Below are 21,585 nucleotides of genomic sequence, written 5' to 3' on the forward strand. Positions count from 1 at the left end.
GCAATATGACGTAATTTAAGTACGCCAAATGCGCGGAAATTCTTCATCCAGATCAAACCAGTAGCGACGCAAACGTGCTCGAATTGCCGCAAAGGCGTCATGGCATTGCCGCACATCCTGCCCTAGATAACGCGCACTCAACACATCATTCAATAGAGTTAATGTGACAGGCACATTCATACGCACCATCAATTCTCGAATCAGTTCAATCTGCTCTTCTAAAATTACAGTCGCGCGAAACGCTTCAGGTGCAACTGCCCAAAAATTTCCAAGCACTGCTTGGCTGTTCATGCCCAAACACGAAGTTAACCAGCGGTCATTACCTTGAAACTGTAAGCTATCTGCAAGCAATAATTTCCCTGCACGCCATAAACGCAACTGATTATGGTACTGCCCAGTTGAAAAGCTTTCCTGACGTGCCTGACGCCCCAGTACCAGCATGTCCCACCCAATAAAACTTGCCGACTGTGCCAGATGAATGTGCGTTTCTGAATCAGCATTTGCTCCATTAAAGAGCATGGTTTCTTGAGGCAGCCATTCGAAGGTTGCATGCTCATCTACCTGTAAATGAATATGCTGGAAGGCTTGTTTTCCATTGGTTTTATACCACTTCCCTGCGCCAGGTGTGGTCACTAAAGCATGTGCCCGTGCTTGTACTTCAATGTCAAAAGTTAGATGATCACCCCCTGCAATACCCGCAGGTGGATGCACAATAATAGTATGACAAACGCCTGTTTTTTCTGGCCAGAGCATCTTTTGCACCCTAAGTGGGCCATAGTGTTTTCTGTGCACCAAAACGGTTCGTTGCGCTTGTGCAGAAAATTTTAATTCTAAACAGGCATACCAATGTTCAGGTCGCTTTAGTTTTGTAATTAAAGCATTTTGTATATGACTCATATATCTAACTTCATTTCATCTTCTATTTTATAGTGCTAAAACTACGCCAACTTTCAACATTAGACGTTGTTTATAAACTCATTTTTTATTTGTCTTGCATTTCATTAAAATACACGACAGTTTGCTTGAGAAGAAAACAGAGAGAATATAAATAATGATGCAAGACACCAATTAAAATTATGATATTCAACCAAATGGTAAATAGTTTTAATCGATTGATAAATTAAAATAAAGAAATTATTTTAAACCTCACATAATAGATGTTTTAAAATTTAAATGGAAATAAGATTTTATTATTGATACTCATCAGATTTTAAATAAAAAATAATTTATCCACGATTAAAAAAACTCTCATTTACGGCATTATTTTTGTACAATAGCAGTTGTGTAGTGGTTTAAGCTATAGAAATAATATCTATGTTCAATCTCCCTGAATGTAACAATGAAATCATCATTAGTGCAATGCAAGAATTAGAGCGCCGTGCTTTTATCAGTGCGTTCATTTATTTACCTTGCTGGCTCATTATCGCCTTAAACAATCAAGATAATGTTTTTATTCAGGAAACATTTTATAGTATTTCATTTTTCTTTCTCACAATACTCATCTTTCACATCATTTTACACTATCGTTTTAGTCGGCTTTTAGAAAATAATTTTCATCGCGCACGTTTATTGCTTGCCATATTAATTATTATTCCCTGTTTAATGCTTGGCTCAATTTGCTCATGGTGTATTTATCTTCATATTATCTACACCATTACTGTTCCCTTTATTATTATTACTGCGGTGTTATGCACAGCAACCTCATTACTTTTAACCATTGACCCTATATATAAAATCATGGTTCCGCTTGCCATGATTTTGCCTGCATTAACTGCTGTATTGGTGGAAAATTCTTCAGAAAATCTGGTTTTCTTACCTTTAGCAAGTCTGAATATTTTGTATATTATTCGCTCATCTCAACTTAAATGTCGGGATTACTGGCAGGCACTCATTACTTTTTCCTATTTTAAGCAAAAGTCGATCACTTTAGAAAATATGGCTTTTACCGATTTTCTGACTCAAAAACCCAATCGATTACATGCAGACAAACAGCTCAGCATATTATGGGATCAAGCCAAAGCTCAGCAGCAATGTCTTGCATGGATGATGATTGATATTGATAACTTTAAAAATATCAACGATACCTATGGGCACCCGTTTGGCGATATTTGTCTGATGCTGGTTGCAGATGCATTGGACAGTTATAGTCAAAAGGTCAATGGTTTTTTTGCGCGCTATGGCGGAGAAGAATTTGTTTTTATTAAGGTTTGTCGTTCAGGCGCAGAAATTCATCAACTGGCACAAGGCTTAATGCAGCAATCATCAAAAACCCGTATTTGCCATGATGACGTTACGATTAACATTACTTACAGTATTGGGGTATCCAGTTTATGCCCGCACATGACCAGCCAAAATTTCAATGATCTTATCGCGCAAGCCGATCTGGCACTTTATATTGCTAAGCATGAAGGAAAAAATCAGTATCGCTGCTATGGTGAAACACAAGATTATATTGAACAGCAACTAAAAACACCGAATCCGAATGCCACATGTTGTTCAATCGAAAATAAGCAGGGAAACTCCTGTTCCCCTGCTTCTTAAAGCACACGATTAGAATAGACGGTTTAAACCGTTCAATGCTGCAACGCGATAGGCTTCTGCCATAGTCGGATAGTTAAATGTCGTTTCAATAAAATATTTCAACGTATTGTTTGGGCTTTGCATAATCGCCTGTCCAATATGGATAATTTCAGAGGCATTGTTCCCAAAGCAATGAATTCCTAAAATTTCCAAGGTATCACGATGGAACAAAATTTTTAACTCACCAACCGTATCACCTGTAATTTGCGCACGTGCCAAGTGACGGAATGATGACTGCCCTACTTCATATGGAACTTTTTCCTCAGTCAATTGCTGCTCAGTTTTACCAAAGCAAGAAATTTCTGGAATGGTATAAATTCCTGTTGGAATATCAGTTACAGGTTTTACATTTTCTTCGCCGCTCATGTTCGCGCCCGCACAGCGCCCTTGGTCATAAGCTGCCGAAGCAAGCGATGGCCAACCCACCACGTCACCTGCTGCAAAAATGTTTTCAACTTCAGTCTGATATTTTTCGTTGACAGTCAACTGACCGCGGCTATTTGGGGTCAAGCCGACATTTTCCAAACCTAAGCCGTCTGTATTGCCTGAGCGTCCGTTACACCACAAAATTGCATCAGCTTTGATTTTTTTACCACTTTTCAGATGCAATACAATGTGATCATCAAATGTTTCCAAATGATCCATTTGTTCGTTATGGCGAATCAAAACCCCTTGTTCACGCAAGTGATAAGACAAGGCATCGGAAATTTCGGCATCTAAGTAGCTGAGTAATTTGGGTTGGGTATTGATCAGATCAACTTTATGATTCAAACCAATGAAAATAGAAGCATATTCACAACCAATCACCCCTGCACCATAAATAATGATTTTATTAATGGTGTAATCCAGATCAAGAATTTTGTCTGAATCAAACACACGGGGATGGCTAAAATCCAGACCTTGTGGCTGGTATGGGCGGCTACCTGTTGCAATGACCAATTCGTTAAAAACAATGGTTTCTTTAATCCCTTCTGGAGTGAAAACCAAGAGGGTGTTTCTGTCCTGAACATAAGCGCGACCATGAAAAACATCGATGTTATTGCGGTCATAAAAACGAGAGTGGGTTGCAACCTGCTGCTGAATCACACGGTGAGCATGACTGAGCACCTGTTTCATGGTAAATTTTTTCCATTCACCTACTTTTTGAAACATCGGATCACGTTGATAACGGATAATGCTCGATACTGTCTGACGTAATGCTTTACTTGGAATTGTTCCAACATGGGCACAGTTACCACCTAGCTGATCACGCATTTCAACAATCGCAACACGCTTGCCAGATTTGGCAAGTTTCATTGCAGAGCCTTCACCCGCAGGGCCTGAGCCAAGCACGACGGCATCGTATTTGATAAAACTCCCTCTCATGACCTCTTTTTTACGTGACATTCAATGCTCCTTTACTTTCATGTTTAGACCATAGTTTAGCTGAATTCCTAAAGATTTAGTTTATTTCGACCACATATATATTTAATGTCAACATTTATTTTATGAATATCTTTTTCACCCTAAAAGTTTTGCTTTCCGCTATAATTGTGAGCTTAAGCAGTAAAAAGTTCATCGTCAAACAGTGGAAAAGTTGAATATGACCAGTAGCCGTAAACCTGAACAGGGTGTCAAACTTCGTGGCGCAGAGAAAGTCGCTAGAATTCCTGTAAAAGTGATTCCTACTGCTGAAGTACCACGAAAGCCTGACTGGATTCGTGTCAAGATGACGGCACCAGATGAAGTTCAACGGATTAAAACCACATTACGCGCACAAAAACTACATACCGTATGTGAAGAGGCAGCCTGCCCGAACCTGCCTGAATGCTTTGGTGGTGGTACAGCAACCTTCATGATTATGGGTGATATTTGTACCCGTCGTTGTCCGTTCTGTGACGTTGCTCATGGTCGTCCAAATGCACTTGACCCAGATGAACCACGCCATATGGCAGAAACCATCGCCAACTTGGGTTTAAAGTACGCGGTGATTACCTCTGTTGACCGTGATGATCTACTCGATGGCGGTGCTCAGCATTTTGTTGACTGTATTAAAGAAGCCCGTGAGCTTAGCCCAAAAACTTTATTAGAGATTTTGGTGCCTGACTTCCGTGGTCGTATGGATATTGCTTTACGCATTATGACTGAATGTCCACCAGACGTCTTTAACCACAATATTGAAACTGTACCTCGCCTCTACAAAGCCATGCGCCCAGGTTCAGATTATCAACACTCTTTAAATTTGTTAAAAATGTTTAAAGAATACTGCCCAGATGTTCCAACCAAATGTGGTTTGATGGTGGGTATTGGCGAAACTGAAGAAGAAGTGATTTCACTACTTGATGATCTACGTGCGCATGATGTTGACTATGTCACCATCGGTCAATACTTGCAGCCTTCTAAAGAACATGCGCCAATTGACCGTTTTGTAACGCCAGAAGAGTTTGAACGCTATGCTGAGCATGGCCGTAAACTTGGCTTTAAAAATATCTGGTCTGCACCAATGGTACGTTCAAGCTACTTTGCTGACCGTCAATATTACGGCGAACCTGTTCCAGAAGTGCGTCGTAAAGTTGACCCTGCGAAAAAAATTACAGTAAAAACTATCGAAGCTTAAGCTTCGCTGGTTTTTATCTCTGTACAGCAATAAAAAAGCTGAGTCCTGTAAAATACAGAACTCAGCTTTTTTCTTTTAAAGAAAAAACACTTTATCCGACTATGCAATTTTTGAAGAGCAATCTCGAATAAAGAGCTTTTTATTTACAGCACTCATTTTATGGTTTTACAACCACCAAAACCTGAATGGCCTCTGGGCTAATCGACAAGCTATCGAGTAAGCTTAAACCTTCCTGTTGCAGTTTTTGCAAACGCTCAATTTCATCCTGACGGATACTTGGGTTGAACTGTTTCAAATAGCTTAAACGCTCAATTTCGTACTGCCATTGCTGACCATAGTTGCTTTTCGCCTGTTGCTGTAACTCAGGCAATACCGTTTTAGCAATATCAAGTGCTTGACGATAACGTGCTTCAATCACATCGCGACGAGCTTTCACCACTTGACGACAACTGTTGCCATCGAGATGATGCAAATGTGGTCTCAACATCATTGGATCAATCTTAGCTGACAAATCCTGACCAGTTTCACTCAGCAATACACGTACTAGCTGCTGCGGCAAGCTTGCAGGCAAGTTCAATGCCTTCGGTGCAATCACATCGACTTTAAACCAGACTTCAAGCAAGACTGAACCCTGTTTTAAAGCATTAGATTTCAACAACGCGACATTGGTGCTACCAAACGATTGGGTGTTGATCATCTCCATCATACTTTCAATGAATGGATGCTCAAGCGTCAAATACTGTGCATCTTCACGAATTTGCGCCTGATCCCGATAGAATGTCGCAGTCATGCCTTCTTCATCGAGCGTTAAACCTTGAACCTGCATTTGATCCGTTGGTTTAATGATCACTGTCCCATTGCTTTGTTCATCAAAATCAATATTGGTCGATGACATGAAACGCTTGACAAACATTGGTAATGTCGTGTTGTCATCATAGTCTTCAAGTGCCTGCACAATTTCCTGTGCAATCACTGGGCGGCAAGAATTGTACTCAAGCAAGCGATCACGACCAGCCTGTAGCTCAGCTTCAAGCGCTTCACGCTGTACATTGACTTCTTCAAGCAAGTCTTCAAACTTCTGCCCTAAATCTGCAAGTAGGCATTCTTTTAGGTCGACAATGAAGTTTTCTTGTAAAGTCTGCGCTGTCGGTGAAATATTGCTAAAAATATTTAAGGCTTCATTGTACCAGCGGAACATGCGCTCCTGCGCTGTACCTTGCAAATATGGCACATGAATCTGAATACGGTTCTGCTGACCAATACGGTCTAGACGACCAATACGCTGCTCCAGTACATCTGGGTTTGCAGGTAAGTCAAATAAAATCAGGTCACTGGCAAACTGGAAGTTACGCCCTTCTGAACCAATTTCAGAACACAGTAGAATCTGAGCACCATAGCTTTCTTCAGCAAAATAAGCAGCAGCTTGGTCACGCTCAAGCAAACTCATGCCTTCATGGAACATGGCTGTACGTACACCTGCGTGCAAACGTAAAGCACTTTCTAATGCTTCAACCACTGGGCCACTACGTGCAATCAGCAAGACTTTCTTGTGCTTCAAATCTTTACGCAAGATTTCCATGAGCCAAGCCACACGCGGATCAGTTTCCATCCAAGAACCATCGAGCTGATTCTCTTCTGGCCACATCTGTTCACGCAGTTTGCCATCGACAGACCAGTCAGCAGGTGCAACTAATGGTGCAGGCTGACAGTCACGCCCCGGGAAACCCTGAATCGCTTCACGGGTATTACGGAACAAAACGCGTCCTGTACCATGACGGTCCAGCAATTCATGAATGGCTTGATAACGTTGCTCAGGCTGATCTTCAATCCGATGTCCAAGCAAGCCTTCAAGCGCAGTTAAATGCTGCTCGGTCAAGGCTTCATCCGACATGAGTACTTCAGCAATTTTAGCAGTATGCTGATATTGCTCTTCTTCATCGAGGAAACGATCCAGACTGCTAAAACGCTGTGGGTCAAGTAAACGCAGACGAGCAAAATGGCTTTCCACACCCAACTGTTCAGGCGTTGCAGTTAGTAGTAATACACCTGCAGTCTTCTCTGCAAGCTCTTCAACCAGATCATAGCGGTCATTGCCGCCTTCTTCTTCACTCCACATCAAGTGGTGCGCTTCATCGACAACCAATAAATCAAAACCTGCTTCAACGGCCTGTTCACGCAAATCCTCATGGTCAATCATCAGATCGACACTGGCAATAATGCATTGCTCAGTCAAGAATGGATTGAGTTCAGGGTCATGCTCTTTAATAGATGCTGTACGAGTCAGATCAAACAACGAGAAATTCAGATTGAAACGGCGACGCATTTCAATCATCCATTGATACTGCAATGAATCAGGCACTAAAATCAGAATACGCTCGGCACGCCCTGTTTTGAGCTGCTGATGAATGATTAAACCCGCTTCGATAGTTTTACCCAAACCCACTTCATCGGCAAGTAAAACGCGCGGTGCAAAACGCTTACCCACTTCATGTGCGATATAAAGCTGATGCGGAATCAATCCTACACGCGCACCGAGCAAACCACGTAACCGACTGGTTTGCATACTGGCTTGTAACTGTAAGGCTTCAATACGCAAGTCATACCATGCCTTGATATCGACTTGACTGGCAAGTAAGCGATCAAGTGGCTTAGACAACTGAATCTGCGCGCCAATACGCGTTTCATTCAAGGTTTTACGTTCTTGTTCGCCATTGTCTAAAGTGCGTATAGCGTTGTAACGAATCACGCCAAAGCGTTCTTCCAATGATTCAACCAACCACAGGTTACCTTCCTGATCGTAGATTTCATCATTGATATTAAAAATAATTCGAGATAAAGGTGCATTGCTACGTGCATATACTCGTGTTTCGTCACTTTTTGGAAATAAAATGCTGAGGGAACGCTCATCTACATCTATGACAACGCCCAAACCAAGTTCCGTTTCAGTATCGGATAACCAACGTTGACCAATAGCAAACTGTTGCAATTTTTTCACCTTTATTTCAAGTTTGCACTAAAAGCACACTCTGGCTTTTAGCTTCAATCTAAATATTTTCGCACAAAGCATAACAAAACGTCAGGTTATGCTGATGATTTTTTAAAATGGTACAGCACATTCAAAGTTCAACAATTCATCTGTTTTGGGATGATGAAAACTGAGCTGCTGTGCGTGTAGACACAAACGATCAGTCAATTGCTGCTGTTGCTCTGTTGCATACAGGGTGTCTCCGACTATCGGATGTCCCAAGTATTGCATATGTACCCGAAGTTGATGTGAACGCCCAGTAATTGGGGTTAATTTGACACGTGTCACCACTTGACCTGCCAGTTCAAACTGCTCTAACGCCTGCCAATGCGTCAATGCTGGCTTGGAATGTTGTGGATCAACAATATGAAGTGGTGGTCGAGCTGGATCATACACTACAGGAATATCAATCGTTCCTTTACCTGAAAGCGAACCTGCGACCAAAGCCTGATAGGTTTTCTCGGTGTGGCGCTCCTGAAACTGGCGTGAAATTCGGTTTTGCCCCAAGCGGGATAAACCAAAGACCAAAATGCCAGAGGTGTCACGATCAAGACGATGAATCAGTAAAGTTTTCGGTTCTATCGCAAGCAAACGTGTCAGCACGCTATCTTGTAAGGCTTCGCCTTTACCTGGAACACTGAGTAAACCTGCGGGTTTATGGATGACCATAAAATCTTCATCTCGATGAATCAGATGATCGGTTAAAAAATTACTCAAAATTTAATCCCAAGCTGACCACGAAAACAAGCGGGCAATAATAAAAAGCTTACGCCTGAAATACAATAGACAATCTGCAACAAAAGCATAAATTCCTGTTATTTCATCCGAAAGCATCACCAAATAAAAAACGGAATCTCGTGATTCCGTTTTCTGAGCAATGATTTATACCTGTTTCATCTCGGCAAACACTTCTTTTGCTGCCGCAATGGTATAAGCAATATCTTCATCACTATGTGCAGATGAAATAAAACCAGCTTCAAATGCAGACGGTGCAAAATGAATCCCGCGATCTAACATGCCGTGGAAGAACTGTTTAAAGGCGTTTACATCACACTTCAAGATATCATCGAAGCTGGTGATTTCAGTTTGATCGGTAAAGTACAACCCGAACATGCCGCCAATTTGTTCAGTTTTAAGCGCAATGCCCTCTTCCTCAGCCACTTGCTGAAAACCTGCGAGTAATTTCGCCAACTTTGTAGACAAATCAGTGTAGAAATTTTCTTGGCGCAAATGTTTGAACATTTCAATACCTGCACGCATCGCAAGCGGATTACCAGACAATGTCCCTGCCTGATACACACCACCGAGTGGTGCGATACATTCCATAATTTCGCGCTTACCGCCAAATGCACCTACAGGTAAACCCGCACCAATAATTTTACCTAGCGTGGTTAAATCTGGTTTCACATTATAAACCGATTGTGCGCCGCCTAGCGCTACACGAAAACCTGTCATCACTTCATCAATAATAAAGACAGATTTGTGCTCATCGCACATTTCACGAATGGTTTCTAAGAACCCTGCAATCGGTTTCACCAAGTTCATGTTGCCCGCAACAGGCTCAACAATCACCCCTGCAATTTCACCACCAAATTTCGCAAAACAGGCCTTCACTGCTTCAATGTCATTGTATGGCAAGGTAATAGTGTGTTTGGCAAAATCGGCAGGTACACCTTTAGAGGTTGGCTCACCCAAAGTCAGCATGCCTGAACCCGCTTTGACCAACAGTGAATCTGAGTGCCCATGATAGCAACCTTCAAATTTCACGATTTTGTCACGTCCCGTATAGCCACGTGCCAAACGGATCGCTGACATGGTCGCTTCTGTACCTGAGTTGGTCATACGCACCATTTCAATTGATGGCATGATTTCGCAGATCACATCGGCCAATGTGGTTTCATGTACAGTCGGTGCGCCGAAACTTAAACCATCTTGTGCTGCGTCTTGAACAGCCTTCACAATACTTGGATGTGAATGCCCTAAAATCATCGGCCCCCATGAACCAATGTAGTCGACATAACGCTTACCATCGACATCCCATAAATATGCGCCTTGCGCTTTTTCAATAAAAACAGGCGTTCCACCAACACCATTAAATGCACGCACTGGTGAATTAACACCACCTGGAATATGTTTGCTGGCTTGCTTAAAAAGTTGCTGTTGTTTTGCGGAAAGGCTCATAGCATTACTCAAATAGACTGAATGATTTAGGAATGATTAAAATAAATTCGCCCATGCATTCACACGTGCAGGAATTTCAGCGACGGGTCGCGCTAATATATCACTAATCACTGCACATAGGTCTGCACCAGAATCAACCACGACCTGAGAATTTTCAACGGTTAAACCACCAATCGCACAGATCGGCACATTTTTAAACTGTGATGATGCTTGTTTTAAAGTCTCCAGACCAATATTTCCCGCTTCGGGTTTGGTTGATGTTGCGTAGATTGCACCGAATGCGACATAGGTTGCACCTTGAGCAATTGCTAACTCAGCCAGTTCAAGTGAATTGGCACAGGTTCGACCAATAATTGCACCTTCAGCAAGTTGAGCTTTAGCATCGGTAATTTCACCGTCTGTTTGCCCCAAATGTACACCTAAACCAAATTGGGCTGCCAGTTGCAAATTATCATTAATCACAAACGGCGTTTGGTATTTTTCACAAAGCTGCTTGATCTGTTCAACCTCAACAGGCTGATCGCTTCTAGCGACTTTTTTACGGCGATATTGCAAAATTGCCACCTGTCCTGTCGCCAGCGCAGCGTCTAATTTTTCAAGTAATATTTCTAAAGGGTCATCATTGGTAATGAGATATAAACCACGCATATAAACTCTAAATATCAAGCAAATTTGAGTTTAGTGTAACGCTCACATCTCTTAAGCTCAAACTTCCCATAAAAAAACCGAGAAGTTAACTTCTCGGTTTATTGTCTAAATCATGTTAGATATTAGAAACGGTAACCCACACCAAGGTAAGTCACGATTGGATTGATTTCGATTTTACTGCGACCTGTAACCAATGTAGCCCCTGTTGCATTACTAGCAACATCAAGTTTGGCATTAGTACTTAGATGAACATAGCTCACAGAAGCAGTTGCAAACCAGTTTTTCGTAATATTGTAGTCTGCACCGACGAAAGCAACAGGAGCGACAGCGTCATCGATTTTTACGTTACGGATACTTATACCTTTTGACGCAGTATCAGAAACCACTGCAGAGTCTAATTTAAAGTTACTAAAGTGCGCATACATAAGACCTGCACCAACATATGGACGCAATTTATTGTTTACAGCACCAAAAGTATATTTACCTGTTACAACTGGGCTATAAACTTTAACGTCGCCCACTTTACTAAATTTATCTAGATTTAACGCCCCACCTAATAATTGTCCTTTACCTTTAATATCAAAGGTTGGTGGCACGCCTACAATTAATCCCAAACTGACATTGTCATCGACTAAATAATCAAATTTAAACTCAGCAGTATCAGAATCTTTCAATTCAAAACCAGCAGAGGATGTAAATGGTAAATATGGGCCTGTGCTCCCCACTTGAGTAGACACACCTTGTTTAGTCCCTTGCGGCATAATATGTGCCCAACCTGCGGAAACAGCCAAGACTTTGCCCTCTGAAGTCTCAGCATGCGTTGCAAAGCTAACTGCAAATAAAGCAGCTGGAATGAGTGCTTTAGTTAATTTTTTCATAAATTAAGATTCCATCATCATGGTTAAACAGCGATCACGAGGCTTCCAAGCCTTCATCATTTGTTTTTAATATTAGAATAATTACTTTAAATAGCAATACGATAAAGTCAATATTTATTTACCAATAAATCTAAAAGTCATTTTAATTAAAAAAACATATATATTATCAATTGCTTATAAAAGAATACTCATCAGTCGCGATTCTTTTAAATGTTTATCTTTTAAACCTTTAAAAAACCATGTAAGTACTGAAAAAATATACAAAATTAAAATTAGTCTTATGATTTGAGCATAAGCTTATTACAAACGAGCTGAAGGAAGCATAAAAAAATTAGTGCAAATCTGATTTTTTAAATGTTCAACTGAAGCATCTCGGTCTATAGTGACATTATCTTCAAAAGAACTCATAGGGCTTAGCTCATGCATGAAATTGAATTAAAACTACAAATTCCTGAGCAGAAACGTGCTGCAATCGTTAAAGCGTTTGAAACAAAAACCACTCAGCATATTGAGTTACATGCGCGTTATTTTGACACTGCCGACTCAAAACTAGCAGCACATCAGATTGCAATCCGCATTCGTAAAGAAGGAAATTTCTGGGTTCAGACCCTCAAAGGTGCAGGTGAAAATCCATTACAGCGTTATGAACATGAAGTGAACTTGGGAGAATCAACCCAAGCTCCAGAACTGGATCTCAGTGTTTATAAAGAAGAACCACATGCATTAAAATTACTCAAAAATGCCTTGGGTGATGATTTTAATGGACTAATTTTAAAGTTTGAAACGATTGTGCAACGTGCTTACCGTGTTGTGCAATTTAACGACTCCAAGATTGAAATTTGCCTTGACCGAGGCGTTGTACAAAATATTGATGAACAACGTCAAATTTATGAAGTTGAGTTTGAACTCAAGCAAGGACAAATTTCCGACCTGATTCAGCTGACACAACAATGGGTTAAGAAGTATCACATTTGGCTTGATGTTCGCAGTAAAGCTGAACGTGGCAACTTATTGGCCCAAAAATTACAGGTCAGCCCAGCAACCACCGCCTCCCCTGTAAAATATGACAAGAAAGCTCAGCCCGATCTTATTTTAAAACAACTGATTGCGGCTGCGTTACGTCATGCTTTACCCAACTTTGCTGCAATTGCAGATCAGATTGCTGAACCCGCTCATTATTATCAGGCTTATTTGGCGCTGCGCCAACTCGCCAGCAGCTTGCAATTATTTCAGGATTTTGCTCCAGCCGCATTAATTCAACATGTTGCACAGTTACAGCACTTATTGAAGACCACTCATCAAGCATATTTGGCAACAACACTTTACCCTGCAATATTGTTACATGCTGAACATGCAGAGACTGCTGATTTAGAATTACATCACGCCAATCATGTCTTTACGCAAACCGGTTGTACATTATTGGTCTTGGAATTACTGGCATTTAGCTTAAACGGCGCTGATGCCGAGCCACCTCGCAAAGTCAAAAGCAGTATTAAAAAGCAATTTAAACAACAGATTGAACAGTTTACTGCGGATTTTGCAAACTTTGCACAACTCGATGTCGCTGAAAAATGTCAGGTCTTGAGCCATATTCAGTGTTGGGGTGATGCTCTGGCACTCTGCACACCATTTACCATCAAAAAGCACTTGGCGCTTTATGTAGAATTACAGCCTGAGCTGAATGAAAGTCTAGATATCTGGGTTGCGCAGCAACATGCTTATAAATATCTGGTTTCGGCAGAGCAGCAATATTTTGTGTTAGGTTGGCTCGCCAATCAAATTCCTTCACAACAGGCACATTTAGAAATAACCATCAAAAAACTGTTAAAAAAACTAGACGTTTAAAACCACATATTGTGGGTAACAGGCTATGCTGTTTAAATTTGAACAGCATAGTCTTTTGTTTAACGATACTTCCCAAATACTTTCCAGACACCATTATCGGCAAGCGGGTCGCTATAACTATCACTCCGCTGTTTACGTGGTTTTTCCCGTGCATCAAGCACTTTAAAGTGTTTTTCTCCACCGAGAACAATGCCATTGTTATAAAACCGCGTGCGTGTATATTCACTTTGCCCATGCTGAAATACGTAAGTTCTCAAGTCAATAAATTCGCGGTGTGCAACCAAAGCTGCGGTGTCATCACTTTCTAGCCATGTTTTCATTGCCAGCATCTGTTCAGGGTCAAACTGCCCGCATTTTTCTACCAGACTCAGTACTCCCCGAAAAGTTTTGGACTCTTTGGCACGAGTTTTATTAATTCGAATTCGGTCTACATGAAAGAAAAATAACGGTAAATTTAGATGGCTTGGTAAATGAATCGCATCCATCACTTCATCTTGTAAAAACGGTTGGCACAACTGCTGTGCCCGTTCAGTTAACTCACGCCACTGGCTAAAATAATGTTCTGCCTCGGCTTGCGATGCATAATAAATCGGCAAACCTTCAACATGCTCCAGCTGTTCAGGCGGCCAAATTTGCTGACGCAGAAGTTGGATATCTTGTTTTAGATTTTGTATCGCAATTGAATCTTGCATCCATTCGGCTCATCATGCTTAGGCTATTTAAAGATTAAGCCAACTGTTTAGTTTCTGCAAGGCTTTGCCTATAATAGAGGCTGTCATTTTTGTGTTGGAACTTCCCTATGACCCAAAAAATTCAAGCGACGGATATTACTGAAGAAGAAGCACAGAATGCAGTCTTTTTCGAGCGTACCGATGAATTTATCAAATTGGCAAACGATTTTTGTCGCCCTGAAAAAGGTCAAAAGCCTAAACCTGCTGAGTTGCGCGGACAAGTAAGCGCAGCGATGCTTTTCGCAACTGCTCGCTTTAATACATGGGTTGCTGCCAACAATTTTAAAGATGGCAATGAAATGCGTGATGCCAAAGACCAAGTTATGTCTTACTTGATGCAGCAGTTTCAAATGATGCTCGATGACAATTACGATGAGTATTGTGAGCAGTTTGAGAATTATCTACGTTTTCGTAAAAATGAAGATTTCCATACGCATAAACACGATCATGAACATGATCACTGATTAACCCTGTTCGAAATGCAAAAAAGAGCTTGAATTCAAGCTCTTTTTTTATCGAAAGATAGCGCTTTTTTATTTGCCCAATGCTGCTACTTTTAAGTCAGTTTGTTGCTGACCATATTGATCCGCCATGACTTCAACATAATGATCAAGCTGGATATATTTTTTAATGACGCTATCAACATCAGCTTTGTTGAGCCGTGCAATCGCCTGATCACGCTGTTCACGACTCAACATGGTTTTACCGCGTTCAAGTTGACTGTTGAGCATCTGATGAATAATGCGACTATCTTCAAGACTGGTAACACGTTGTTTTAAAATATTGGCTTTTGCAGCAGCAAGCTCCTGTGGAGTAATGCCATTTTGAATCAAGTCCTGCAATACGTGATGCACAGCTTGCGAAGTTTGTGCCGCTTTATTTGCCGTGTAATTTGCTTGAATGGTCAAAACACCTACTGAATCATGTAAATCCAGATTTAAGTCACTCGAAAAACCATAAACTAAATGGTTTTTCTCACGAAGCTCTTGCCCTAAACGAGATGAAAGCTGCGAGTCACCTAAAATATAACTCAAGACTTGCAAAGCAGGTGCATCGGCATCATCTATTCCCACAGGCAATACCAGTAAACCCTGATAATTGCCAAATTCACGCTGCTCTGCTAATGCATGGATTTGCGTTGCAGGATAGCTTTTATATTTAGATGATAAGCGCTGGTAACTCTGTTTCGATGACCATGTCGCAAACTGGCGAGTAATCAAGTCATGCATTTGCTTCGCATTAAACTCCCCAGTCATTGCCAATTCGGCATGATTAAATCCCATAAACTGTCGATACAGTTGTTGAACTTGAGGCTGCGTTACGGCCTGAAGTTGTTGTTTAACTTGTTCAGGCTCAAAGTGATAACGCAAATCCCCTGCCGCATACTGTTCCACTAATCGGGACATGGTTAAGGCTGCCACGGTTTCAGGTTCAGTATATGGTCTGTTCAGGCTAGCCAGACTTTGCGACTTGATCAGATCAAACTGGCTTTGCTCAAAACTCGGGTGCTGCATAATGCCAACAATATATTGAAAATAATCAGCAAAGTGCTGTTTATTGGCTTGAATCTGAATCAGCATCCCATTGTCTTGACTTACCGCAGTTGCCTGTCCATCTGCAGCAATGGATTGATCCATCACCTGCTGCAAGGTTTGCTGATCCGAACCGCGCAACAACAAATAAGCGGTTAAATCCAGTATTTGCCCTTTGTTCCATAACGATTTTTCTGTACCAAAGTTCAGGCTAATCGTGGCATAGACTTTGTTGTCATGCGTAGGCACTGAAAATAAGGCATAACGTAAACCATTCTTAAGCTTGCCACGCTGAATCTGCCGTTCAGTGGTTTGCAAGTGCTGTTTGGAGCGTGTCAGATAATCTTGGATTTCTTGTTGATACTGCTGGATATTTTTAACAGGCTCTGAGTCAGTACTTTGAGTTGCCTGCAAGGTTTTTTTCGGTTGTGATGGCTGAAGCTGCATCGCTTTTTTTTGCGAATCAGGCGTCGGCTGAATATCACCAGAAATACGATGTTGAGGTTGAAAAAATGTATTCAGGCTCTGATTGACCTGTTGTGTTGACAGATTTTGAACTGCCTGCACATCATTAAAATATTGTTCCCAATGTCCATGTGAAGACACTACATAGTCGCTCAGGCGATTGCCCAGTGCCACTGCATTGGTTGCAATACTGTCAGCCTGATTTTTAAATACACTTTTAACACGGTTCAAATCAGCATCATTAAAATGTGCTGGAGTTTCAATATCCTGTGCCAAGTTTTTGGAAATTTTTTGAGCATCTTGGGTTGGTGCATAAATCGCTCCCATAAATACCACATTAAAATCCTGATCAAGCCACGTCGTCGATTGTACCGTCGTGGTCATACCTGTTTCTACCATGGCTTTATACAACTGCCCACTTGGTTGTAACGTATACAAATATGGCGCGACAGTAAGTACAGGCTGGATTTTCAAATTGCGACCATTCAGGTACATATTGACTTTAGCCAGATCACTGCCCTTTTGTACGCTCAACTGGCGCTGCTGAATTTTACTGGCATCCAGTAAAGGGACTTTAGCCATGACAGGTACAGCATGTGCCTGAATTTTGCCAAAGTTTTGCTCAATACGCTGTAATACCTGTGCCTGATCAAATTTACCTGTAATCACCATCACCGCATTATTAGGTGCATACCATTTACGATAAAATTGATTGAGTTCCTTCATCTGAATAGATTTCAGTTCATTCAGATCGCCAATCGGCAAGCGCCCCAAATCGCGATTGCCATAAGCTGCTTTAAACATCTGATCCATGAGTACAGCAAAAGGTTGATCGAGACGCAACTCACGTTCACGGCGCACAGTTTCAATTTCTGAAGGTACAAATTTTTGCTGTAAAACCAGTTTGTCCATGCGCTGTGCTTCAAGATACAGTACTTGATCAATCGCTTTTTGGTCAGGACGAATAATGTTGGTATATTTGGTTGAATAGTAATCCGTGCTGGCATTGGTGGCTAAGGTATACTGATCGAGTCTGCGCTGAAATTCTTCACCTTGCACATCTTGTGTGCCTTTAAATGCCAGATGTTCCAACAAATGTGCTAACCCACCTTTACCCTGTGGGTCATTCAAAGAACCCGTCAAATAAACGGTGTTCATAAACACCTTATTTTCATTATTATTTGGAGCCAAAATCACCCGTAAGCCATTGTCTAGTTGGTACTCATTAATCTGATGCTGACTTCTCACCAATACAGTCTGGGCAAATGTTGCCGTGCTCACCCCAATCAAACACAAGGACCAAGTTAGTTTTTTCAGGCGTATTAACATAAAAAATTGTCCAATCAGGCGAAATGCTGCAGTTCAAGCTGGTTATAGTAGAAAATGTATTGGAAAAATTATAGTGAAGTTTTGCAAAATCAAAATCTTATTATTTTCTATAGATAAAAATTAAAAGCCTGCAAGTTGCAGGCTTTTTATCTAAATGGATTGATTTAGTTCTCAGTAGGCATAAGTTCAGTACGTTGCTGACTTTGTACACGCAACCACTGATGCCAGCCATATGCTGCCATGACGACAAATGCAGCATACAAGCCTGCGGTTAGATACAAGTCCTTGTAAATGAACATCCCCACATAAATAATGTCGACGACCACCCACAGTACCCATGTTGCAATATGTTTACGACTCGTCCAGTACGTTGCAAGCAAACTAAACGCTGCAAGTTGTGCATCCAGCATTGGAACTGCCGCATTGGTAAAATTTTTCAAGATCAGGCCAAAAGCCAGACCCGCAATTGCCGAGATCATCAGTTGTAAAATAATTTTAGAAAAAGCTAATGGCTCAATTTTAATGTCATGATCGACTTGCTTACCTTTCATCCAGACATAGAAGCCATACAAATTCATCACAGAAAAGAAAATTTGCAGAATGACTTCACCATAAAGCTGGTAGGTAAAGAACAAATAGCCATATAAAATATAAGCAAGCATATTAAACGGCCAACACCACATATTGCGAAGAATCGTTAATCCAACGCCAATCAAGCTAATAATGACCGAAAAAATTTCTAGATTTGACATAAACAAACATCACTATACAGCCGAGTTTCGCCAATAAAAGTCTGGGCTAAAAAACGGACACAAAACTCAAGATTTCATGGCCCATTTCGCCAACTTATTACTGATCTTAACAGCCAAACTATCGACGTATTCACTATAAAATGCAGAAGCCAGTAAAATACTGCTCAGGCAAGTCAGCACGGCTAACAGTACAGAAAGATCATAGTTGAATCCCATGCCCATCAACCAATTAAATGCAGGAATACACACCAAATAAATCAGCATCATGTGTAATAAGTAAATTGAAAATGATAATTTACCTAAATAAACCAATGGCTTTTTATCGAAAATATCGGACAGTTGGGTAGACAGTAAAATGCTATAGACAATCAAAATGCCTGAAAAGAAATTACTATAGTCGTAGGTTCTCCAACCTAGGATCTTATATAACCAGTGATAAGCATGACTACTATTATGTGCCCCTGCAAAATATAACCCTGCAAAAAACATTGACCATGCAAAAACAGGTTTAATTTGCCGTCCATACAAGTACATATAAGAGCCAATCACAAAGCTCAGCAAGCCTAAGAAAAAGCGCTCATCATCCCATAAGCCAAGCAGAGGCAAAAGTATTGAGGAAATATAAAACAACGATTTTTTATAATGATAGAGTAGCAATAAAACAAACAAGAGGATTGAGCCAAACAGCTCAATTTGCATGGTCCACAAAACCCAGTTAGTGCTACTTTCAGCAAACAAAAATGCACCTATACTGCCTTCATAAGCTGCTTGTTTCAGGCTAACTTGCTGTGTTGCATAGGCTTGTAACCAATCATTGACTAGATCACTGTTGATATTGGTATAACTGAGTGCTAACCACGCCAAAATACAGGAAAAAAATGCAGGAATTGCCAACCGTGGATAACGCTTGATCGCCATTTCAGTGACTTTTCTGGGAACATCGTCATGTCTTAAAATGGCATAACTTAATACGAAACCACTTAATACAAAAAAGACAAAAACCGCAGCAGTACCCGAATACCAAAAAGCAAATGGCGAGTGGTGCATAAAATAGTCCCAATGACCATGTGCTCGATCATCTGGACTGAAGTGATGTAGGTATGGGTAAAAGCTTAAGGAGAGGTGTGAAAACACCACAGCCAAACATGCCAAACCACGAATACTTTCTGCTGCGTTTAATTTTGCCATAGTGGGAGCAATCAAGAATTTTTTAAACGTGCCAAGCATAGGACTGAATCCACGCTCATGCAAGAATAAATCAAAAAAAGCCCCTGATTTAGGGGCTTCATGTCACGATTTCAATATTTTATTCTACGCGAATAATTTGACCTTGTTCATTATGATGTACCACGGTCACTTTTTGCTGACGACCTTGTACAATTTCTTGCTCAGGCAAATCAAAATGACGTGCATAATCATTGGTCGATTTCACTTTGGCGTGTTTCACGCTATGTGCAGGGATTAACTTACACCATAAGCACAAAATCGCAGCGCAGGTCAGCAAAGTGATCATATCCATTTGCAAACCAAACCAGAAGGCATTAAACAAGCGATGGAATCCATATGGCTTGTTATAACTCATAAGGGTAAACAACACTAGCATTGGGCGCCAAAGCAAGAACCACGCACCCCACAGGACTGCTGTTGAGGTTGTAGACATATAGCGTCTATGCCAAGGTAACTGTGCACGCAAGTCAATAATTAACGAATTTGTACTCATGAGAATCTATATACACCTAAGTTATCGACGATTTTAGCGAATACCGCGATCCGGGCTTACCCAGCGCGCACGTTTACCATCCCCTCTTATCAATACTTTTGGAAAGGCAATAATGCTAGCAGTCACGGTGATTAGCCAAAATACGAATGGATACCAAATCATCCAGTAATAATTTTTCAGTAGACCTGGTTCATAACGGCTATCCATCCATTTACTAATCATGAATTGGAACAAGCAGGTCGCACCTAACAAAATACCTGTACCGTATGGGAGAAATGGTGAGCTCATGACAGGTAAGAAATGATTAGGGACGATGAGATCCACTAACCAAATACAAGCTACCAATAACATTAAATATGACCATACTAATGTTAGTAGTAATTCTATCATGAGTGGCCATAAAAAGTTCAAACTTGGTCGAAATATTACATCAAAATTTTTGATTAGAACTTGTGCACCACCCATTGCCCAGCGCAAACGCTGCTTGTACAAACCTTTTAAGGTTTCAGGCATCAAGATCCAAACCAATGCATTAGGTTCAAACTCTACATCCCAACCAGCACGTTGCAATTTCCAAGTAATGTCAATATCTTCAGTCAGCATATTGGGAGACCAATAGCCAACTTCATGTACTGCACTTTTACGAAAAGCAGTAATTACACCAGAAACCGTAAATAAGCGTCCAAATACTCGCTGGGCACGTTTAATCATACCAACAATAGATGAAAACTCACCCACCTGAATCCGTCCAAGCAATGTTGAACGGGTACGGATACGTGGATTACCTGTTACGGCTGCAATTTTTTCATCAGCAAGGAAATGACGAATCATCCACTTTGCCGCATGTGGGTCAAGCAAGGCATCGCCATCAATCCCGATCAGGAATTCGGCGTCAGTCATTAAACTACCTGCCTGAAGCCCCATAGCTTTGCCTTGGTTTTGCGCCAAATGCACTACGCGTAATTTATCAAATTTTTCCGCTAGTCGATCTAACACTTCGCCCGTATTGTCTGAACTACCATCGTTAATCGCAATCACTTCAAAGTCTGGATAATCCAGTTTTAGTGCATGGCTGATAGTTTCTTCAGCATTTTCACCTTCATTAAAACAAGGAACAAGAACAGCTACCTTTGGATATGAAGGCAAATCCTTTGGCTGATTGTACGCAGGCTCTTTGCGCTCTTTCAGATAGAACACAATCGCCCCGATCATCCACAAATAGGACATAAATAACGGGTAATAAAACACGAACTCTAAGGCAGATCGCCAAAAGTGCTGTAGCGCAGACATAATGCTCAAACTC

General features: G+C 41.1%; 17 protein-coding genes. 4 read left to right on the plus strand and 13 right to left on the minus strand.

What is annotated here, in order from left to right:
* Positions 1 to 15 precede the first annotated feature (15 nt).
* Entirely contained in the window at positions 16 to 897 is an 882-nt protein-coding gene (locus tag P255_RS08980) for an urease accessory protein UreD (RefSeq protein WP_004900119.1), read from the minus strand.
* 417 nt (positions 898 to 1,314) lie between these two features.
* On the opposite strand from P255_RS08980, the gene P255_RS08985 reads away from it, so the two are divergent.
* The gene (locus P255_RS08985) at positions 1,315 to 2,541 is read left to right on the plus strand and encodes a GGDEF domain-containing protein (RefSeq protein WP_004900115.1); all 1,227 of its coding nucleotides are present in this window, start codon (positions 1,315 to 1,317) and stop codon (positions 2,539 to 2,541) included.
* A gap of 9 nt (positions 2,542 to 2,550) precedes the next feature.
* Here the strand turns inward: P255_RS08985 and sthA are convergent, their stop codons facing one another.
* Positions 2,551 to 3,966 (minus strand): Si-specific NAD(P)(+) transhydrogenase, encoded by a 1,416-nt coding sequence (gene sthA / locus P255_RS08990; protein ID WP_004900113.1) that lies wholly within the window; start codon positions 3,964 to 3,966, stop codon positions 2,551 to 2,553.
* Positions 3,967 to 4,162: 196 nt separating this feature from the next.
* Between sthA and lipA the strand changes: the two genes are divergently transcribed.
* The gene (gene lipA / locus P255_RS08995) at positions 4,163 to 5,176 is read left to right on the plus strand and encodes a lipoyl synthase (RefSeq protein WP_004900111.1); all 1,014 of its coding nucleotides are present in this window, start codon (positions 4,163 to 4,165) and stop codon (positions 5,174 to 5,176) included.
* Between the two features lie 157 nt (positions 5,177 to 5,333).
* Here lipA and rapA read toward each other — a convergent pair whose 3' ends face one another.
* From rapA to P255_RS09020, 5 genes are all read right to left on the minus strand, one after another.
* Complete coding sequence (gene rapA / locus P255_RS09000) at positions 5,334 to 8,171, minus strand: RNA polymerase-associated protein RapA (protein ID WP_035365141.1); 2,838 nt, start codon at positions 8,169 to 8,171, stop codon at positions 5,334 to 5,336.
* 102 nt (positions 8,172 to 8,273) lie between these two features.
* A complete protein-coding gene (locus tag P255_RS09005) occupies positions 8,274 to 8,918 on the minus strand; it encodes an RluA family pseudouridine synthase (protein ID WP_035365146.1) in 645 nt (214 codons plus the stop codon).
* A gap of 165 nt (positions 8,919 to 9,083) precedes the next feature.
* The gene (gene hemL / locus P255_RS09010) at positions 9,084 to 10,382 is read right to left on the minus strand and encodes a glutamate-1-semialdehyde 2,1-aminomutase (RefSeq protein WP_004900102.1); all 1,299 of its coding nucleotides are present in this window, start codon (positions 10,380 to 10,382) and stop codon (positions 9,084 to 9,086) included.
* A 36-nt stretch (positions 10,383 to 10,418) separates the two neighbouring features.
* Complete coding sequence (gene thiE, locus P255_RS09015) at positions 10,419 to 11,030, minus strand: thiamine phosphate synthase (RefSeq protein WP_004900101.1); 612 nt, start codon at positions 11,028 to 11,030, stop codon at positions 10,419 to 10,421.
* A gap of 122 nt (positions 11,031 to 11,152) precedes the next feature.
* Positions 11,153 to 11,908 carry an OmpW/AlkL family protein gene (locus tag P255_RS09020; protein WP_004900099.1) on the minus strand — a complete coding sequence of 252 codons (756 nt, stop codon included), beginning with the start codon at positions 11,906 to 11,908 and terminating at the stop codon, positions 11,153 to 11,155.
* Between the two features lie 420 nt (positions 11,909 to 12,328).
* On the opposite strand from P255_RS09020, the gene P255_RS09025 reads away from it, so the two are divergent.
* Entirely contained in the window at positions 12,329 to 13,753 is a 1,425-nt protein-coding gene (locus P255_RS09025) for a CYTH domain-containing protein (protein WP_004900098.1), read from the plus strand.
* A 59-nt stretch (positions 13,754 to 13,812) separates the two neighbouring features.
* Here P255_RS09025 and P255_RS09030 read toward each other — a convergent pair whose 3' ends face one another.
* A complete protein-coding gene (locus P255_RS09030; protein ID WP_004900096.1) occupies positions 13,813 to 14,445 on the minus strand; it encodes a hypothetical protein in 633 nt (210 codons plus the stop codon).
* Between the two features lie 107 nt (positions 14,446 to 14,552).
* Here P255_RS09030 and P255_RS09035 point away from each other — a divergent pair, with 107 nt between their 5' ends.
* Positions 14,553 to 14,948 (plus strand): DUF3144 domain-containing protein, encoded by a 396-nt coding sequence (locus P255_RS09035; protein ID WP_004900093.1) that lies wholly within the window; start codon positions 14,553 to 14,555, stop codon positions 14,946 to 14,948.
* 69 nt (positions 14,949 to 15,017) lie between these two features.
* Here the strand turns inward: P255_RS09035 and P255_RS09040 are convergent, their stop codons facing one another.
* The 5 genes from P255_RS09040 to pgaC all read right to left on the minus strand — a co-directional run bounded on the left by P255_RS09040 (position 15,018) and on the right by pgaC (position 21,572).
* Complete coding sequence (locus P255_RS09040; protein WP_004900091.1) at positions 15,018 to 17,810, minus strand: M16 family metallopeptidase; 2,793 nt, start codon at positions 17,808 to 17,810, stop codon at positions 15,018 to 15,020.
* A 164-nt stretch (positions 17,811 to 17,974) separates the two neighbouring features.
* A complete protein-coding gene (gene pnuC / locus P255_RS09045) occupies positions 17,975 to 18,562 on the minus strand; it encodes a nicotinamide riboside transporter PnuC (protein WP_004900089.1) in 588 nt (195 codons plus the stop codon).
* A 66-nt stretch (positions 18,563 to 18,628) separates the two neighbouring features.
* Positions 18,629 to 19,789 (minus strand): acyltransferase family protein, encoded by a 1,161-nt coding sequence (locus tag P255_RS09050; protein WP_004900088.1) that lies wholly within the window; start codon positions 19,787 to 19,789, stop codon positions 18,629 to 18,631.
* 79 nt (positions 19,790 to 19,868) lie between these two features.
* Positions 19,869 to 20,282 (minus strand): poly-beta-1,6-N-acetyl-D-glucosamine biosynthesis protein PgaD, encoded by a 414-nt coding sequence (gene pgaD / locus P255_RS09055; protein WP_004900084.1) that lies wholly within the window; start codon positions 20,280 to 20,282, stop codon positions 19,869 to 19,871.
* A gap of 33 nt (positions 20,283 to 20,315) precedes the next feature.
* A complete protein-coding gene (gene pgaC, locus P255_RS09060; RefSeq protein WP_004900079.1) occupies positions 20,316 to 21,572 on the minus strand; it encodes a poly-beta-1,6-N-acetyl-D-glucosamine synthase in 1,257 nt (418 codons plus the stop codon).
* Positions 21,573 to 21,585: the final 13 nt, after the last annotated feature.

The sequence above is a fragment of the Acinetobacter brisouii CIP 110357 genome, from assembly GCF_000488275.1.
In the GTDB taxonomy this organism is placed as follows: Bacteria; Pseudomonadota; Gammaproteobacteria; order Pseudomonadales; family Moraxellaceae; genus Acinetobacter; species Acinetobacter brisouii.

What these genes read in the sequence shown, in the direction of transcription:
- P255_RS08980 (WP_004900119.1), bottom strand. Translation starts at nt 897, where the DNA reads ATGAGTCATATACAAAATGCTTTAATTACAAAACTAAAGCGACCTGAA.
- P255_RS08985 (WP_004900115.1), top strand. Translation starts at nt 1,315, where the DNA reads ATGTTCAATCTCCCTGAATGTAACAATGAAATCATCATTAGTGCAATG.
- sthA (WP_004900113.1), bottom strand. Translation starts at nt 3,966, where the DNA reads ATGTCACGTAAAAAAGAGGTCATGAGAGGGAGTTTTATCAAATACGAT.
- lipA (WP_004900111.1), top strand. Translation starts at nt 4,163, where the DNA reads ATGACCAGTAGCCGTAAACCTGAACAGGGTGTCAAACTTCGTGGCGCA.
- hemL (WP_004900102.1), bottom strand. Translation starts at nt 10,382, where the DNA reads ATGAGCCTTTCCGCAAAACAACAGCAACTTTTTAAGCAAGCCAGCAAA.
- thiE (WP_004900101.1), bottom strand. Translation starts at nt 11,030, where the DNA reads ATGCGTGGTTTATATCTCATTACCAATGATGACCCTTTAGAAATATTA.
- P255_RS09020 (WP_004900099.1), bottom strand. Translation starts at nt 11,908, where the DNA reads ATGAAAAAATTAACTAAAGCACTCATTCCAGCTGCTTTATTTGCAGTT.
- P255_RS09025 (WP_004900098.1), top strand. Translation starts at nt 12,329, where the DNA reads ATGCATGAAATTGAATTAAAACTACAAATTCCTGAGCAGAAACGTGCT.
- P255_RS09030 (WP_004900096.1), bottom strand. Translation starts at nt 14,445, where the DNA reads ATGCAAGATTCAATTGCGATACAAAATCTAAAACAAGATATCCAACTT.
- P255_RS09035 (WP_004900093.1), top strand. Translation starts at nt 14,553, where the DNA reads ATGACCCAAAAAATTCAAGCGACGGATATTACTGAAGAAGAAGCACAG.
- P255_RS09040 (WP_004900091.1), bottom strand. Translation starts at nt 17,810, where the DNA reads ATGTTAATACGCCTGAAAAAACTAACTTGGTCCTTGTGTTTGATTGGG.
- pnuC (WP_004900089.1), bottom strand. Translation starts at nt 18,562, where the DNA reads ATGTCAAATCTAGAAATTTTTTCGGTCATTATTAGCTTGATTGGCGTT.
- P255_RS09050 (WP_004900088.1), bottom strand. Translation starts at nt 19,789, where the DNA reads ATGCTTGGCACGTTTAAAAAATTCTTGATTGCTCCCACTATGGCAAAA.
- pgaD (WP_004900084.1), bottom strand. Translation starts at nt 20,282, where the DNA reads ATGAGTACAAATTCGTTAATTATTGACTTGCGTGCACAGTTACCTTGG.
- pgaC (WP_004900079.1), bottom strand. Translation starts at nt 21,572, where the DNA reads ATGTCTGCGCTACAGCACTTTTGGCGATCTGCCTTAGAGTTCGTGTTT.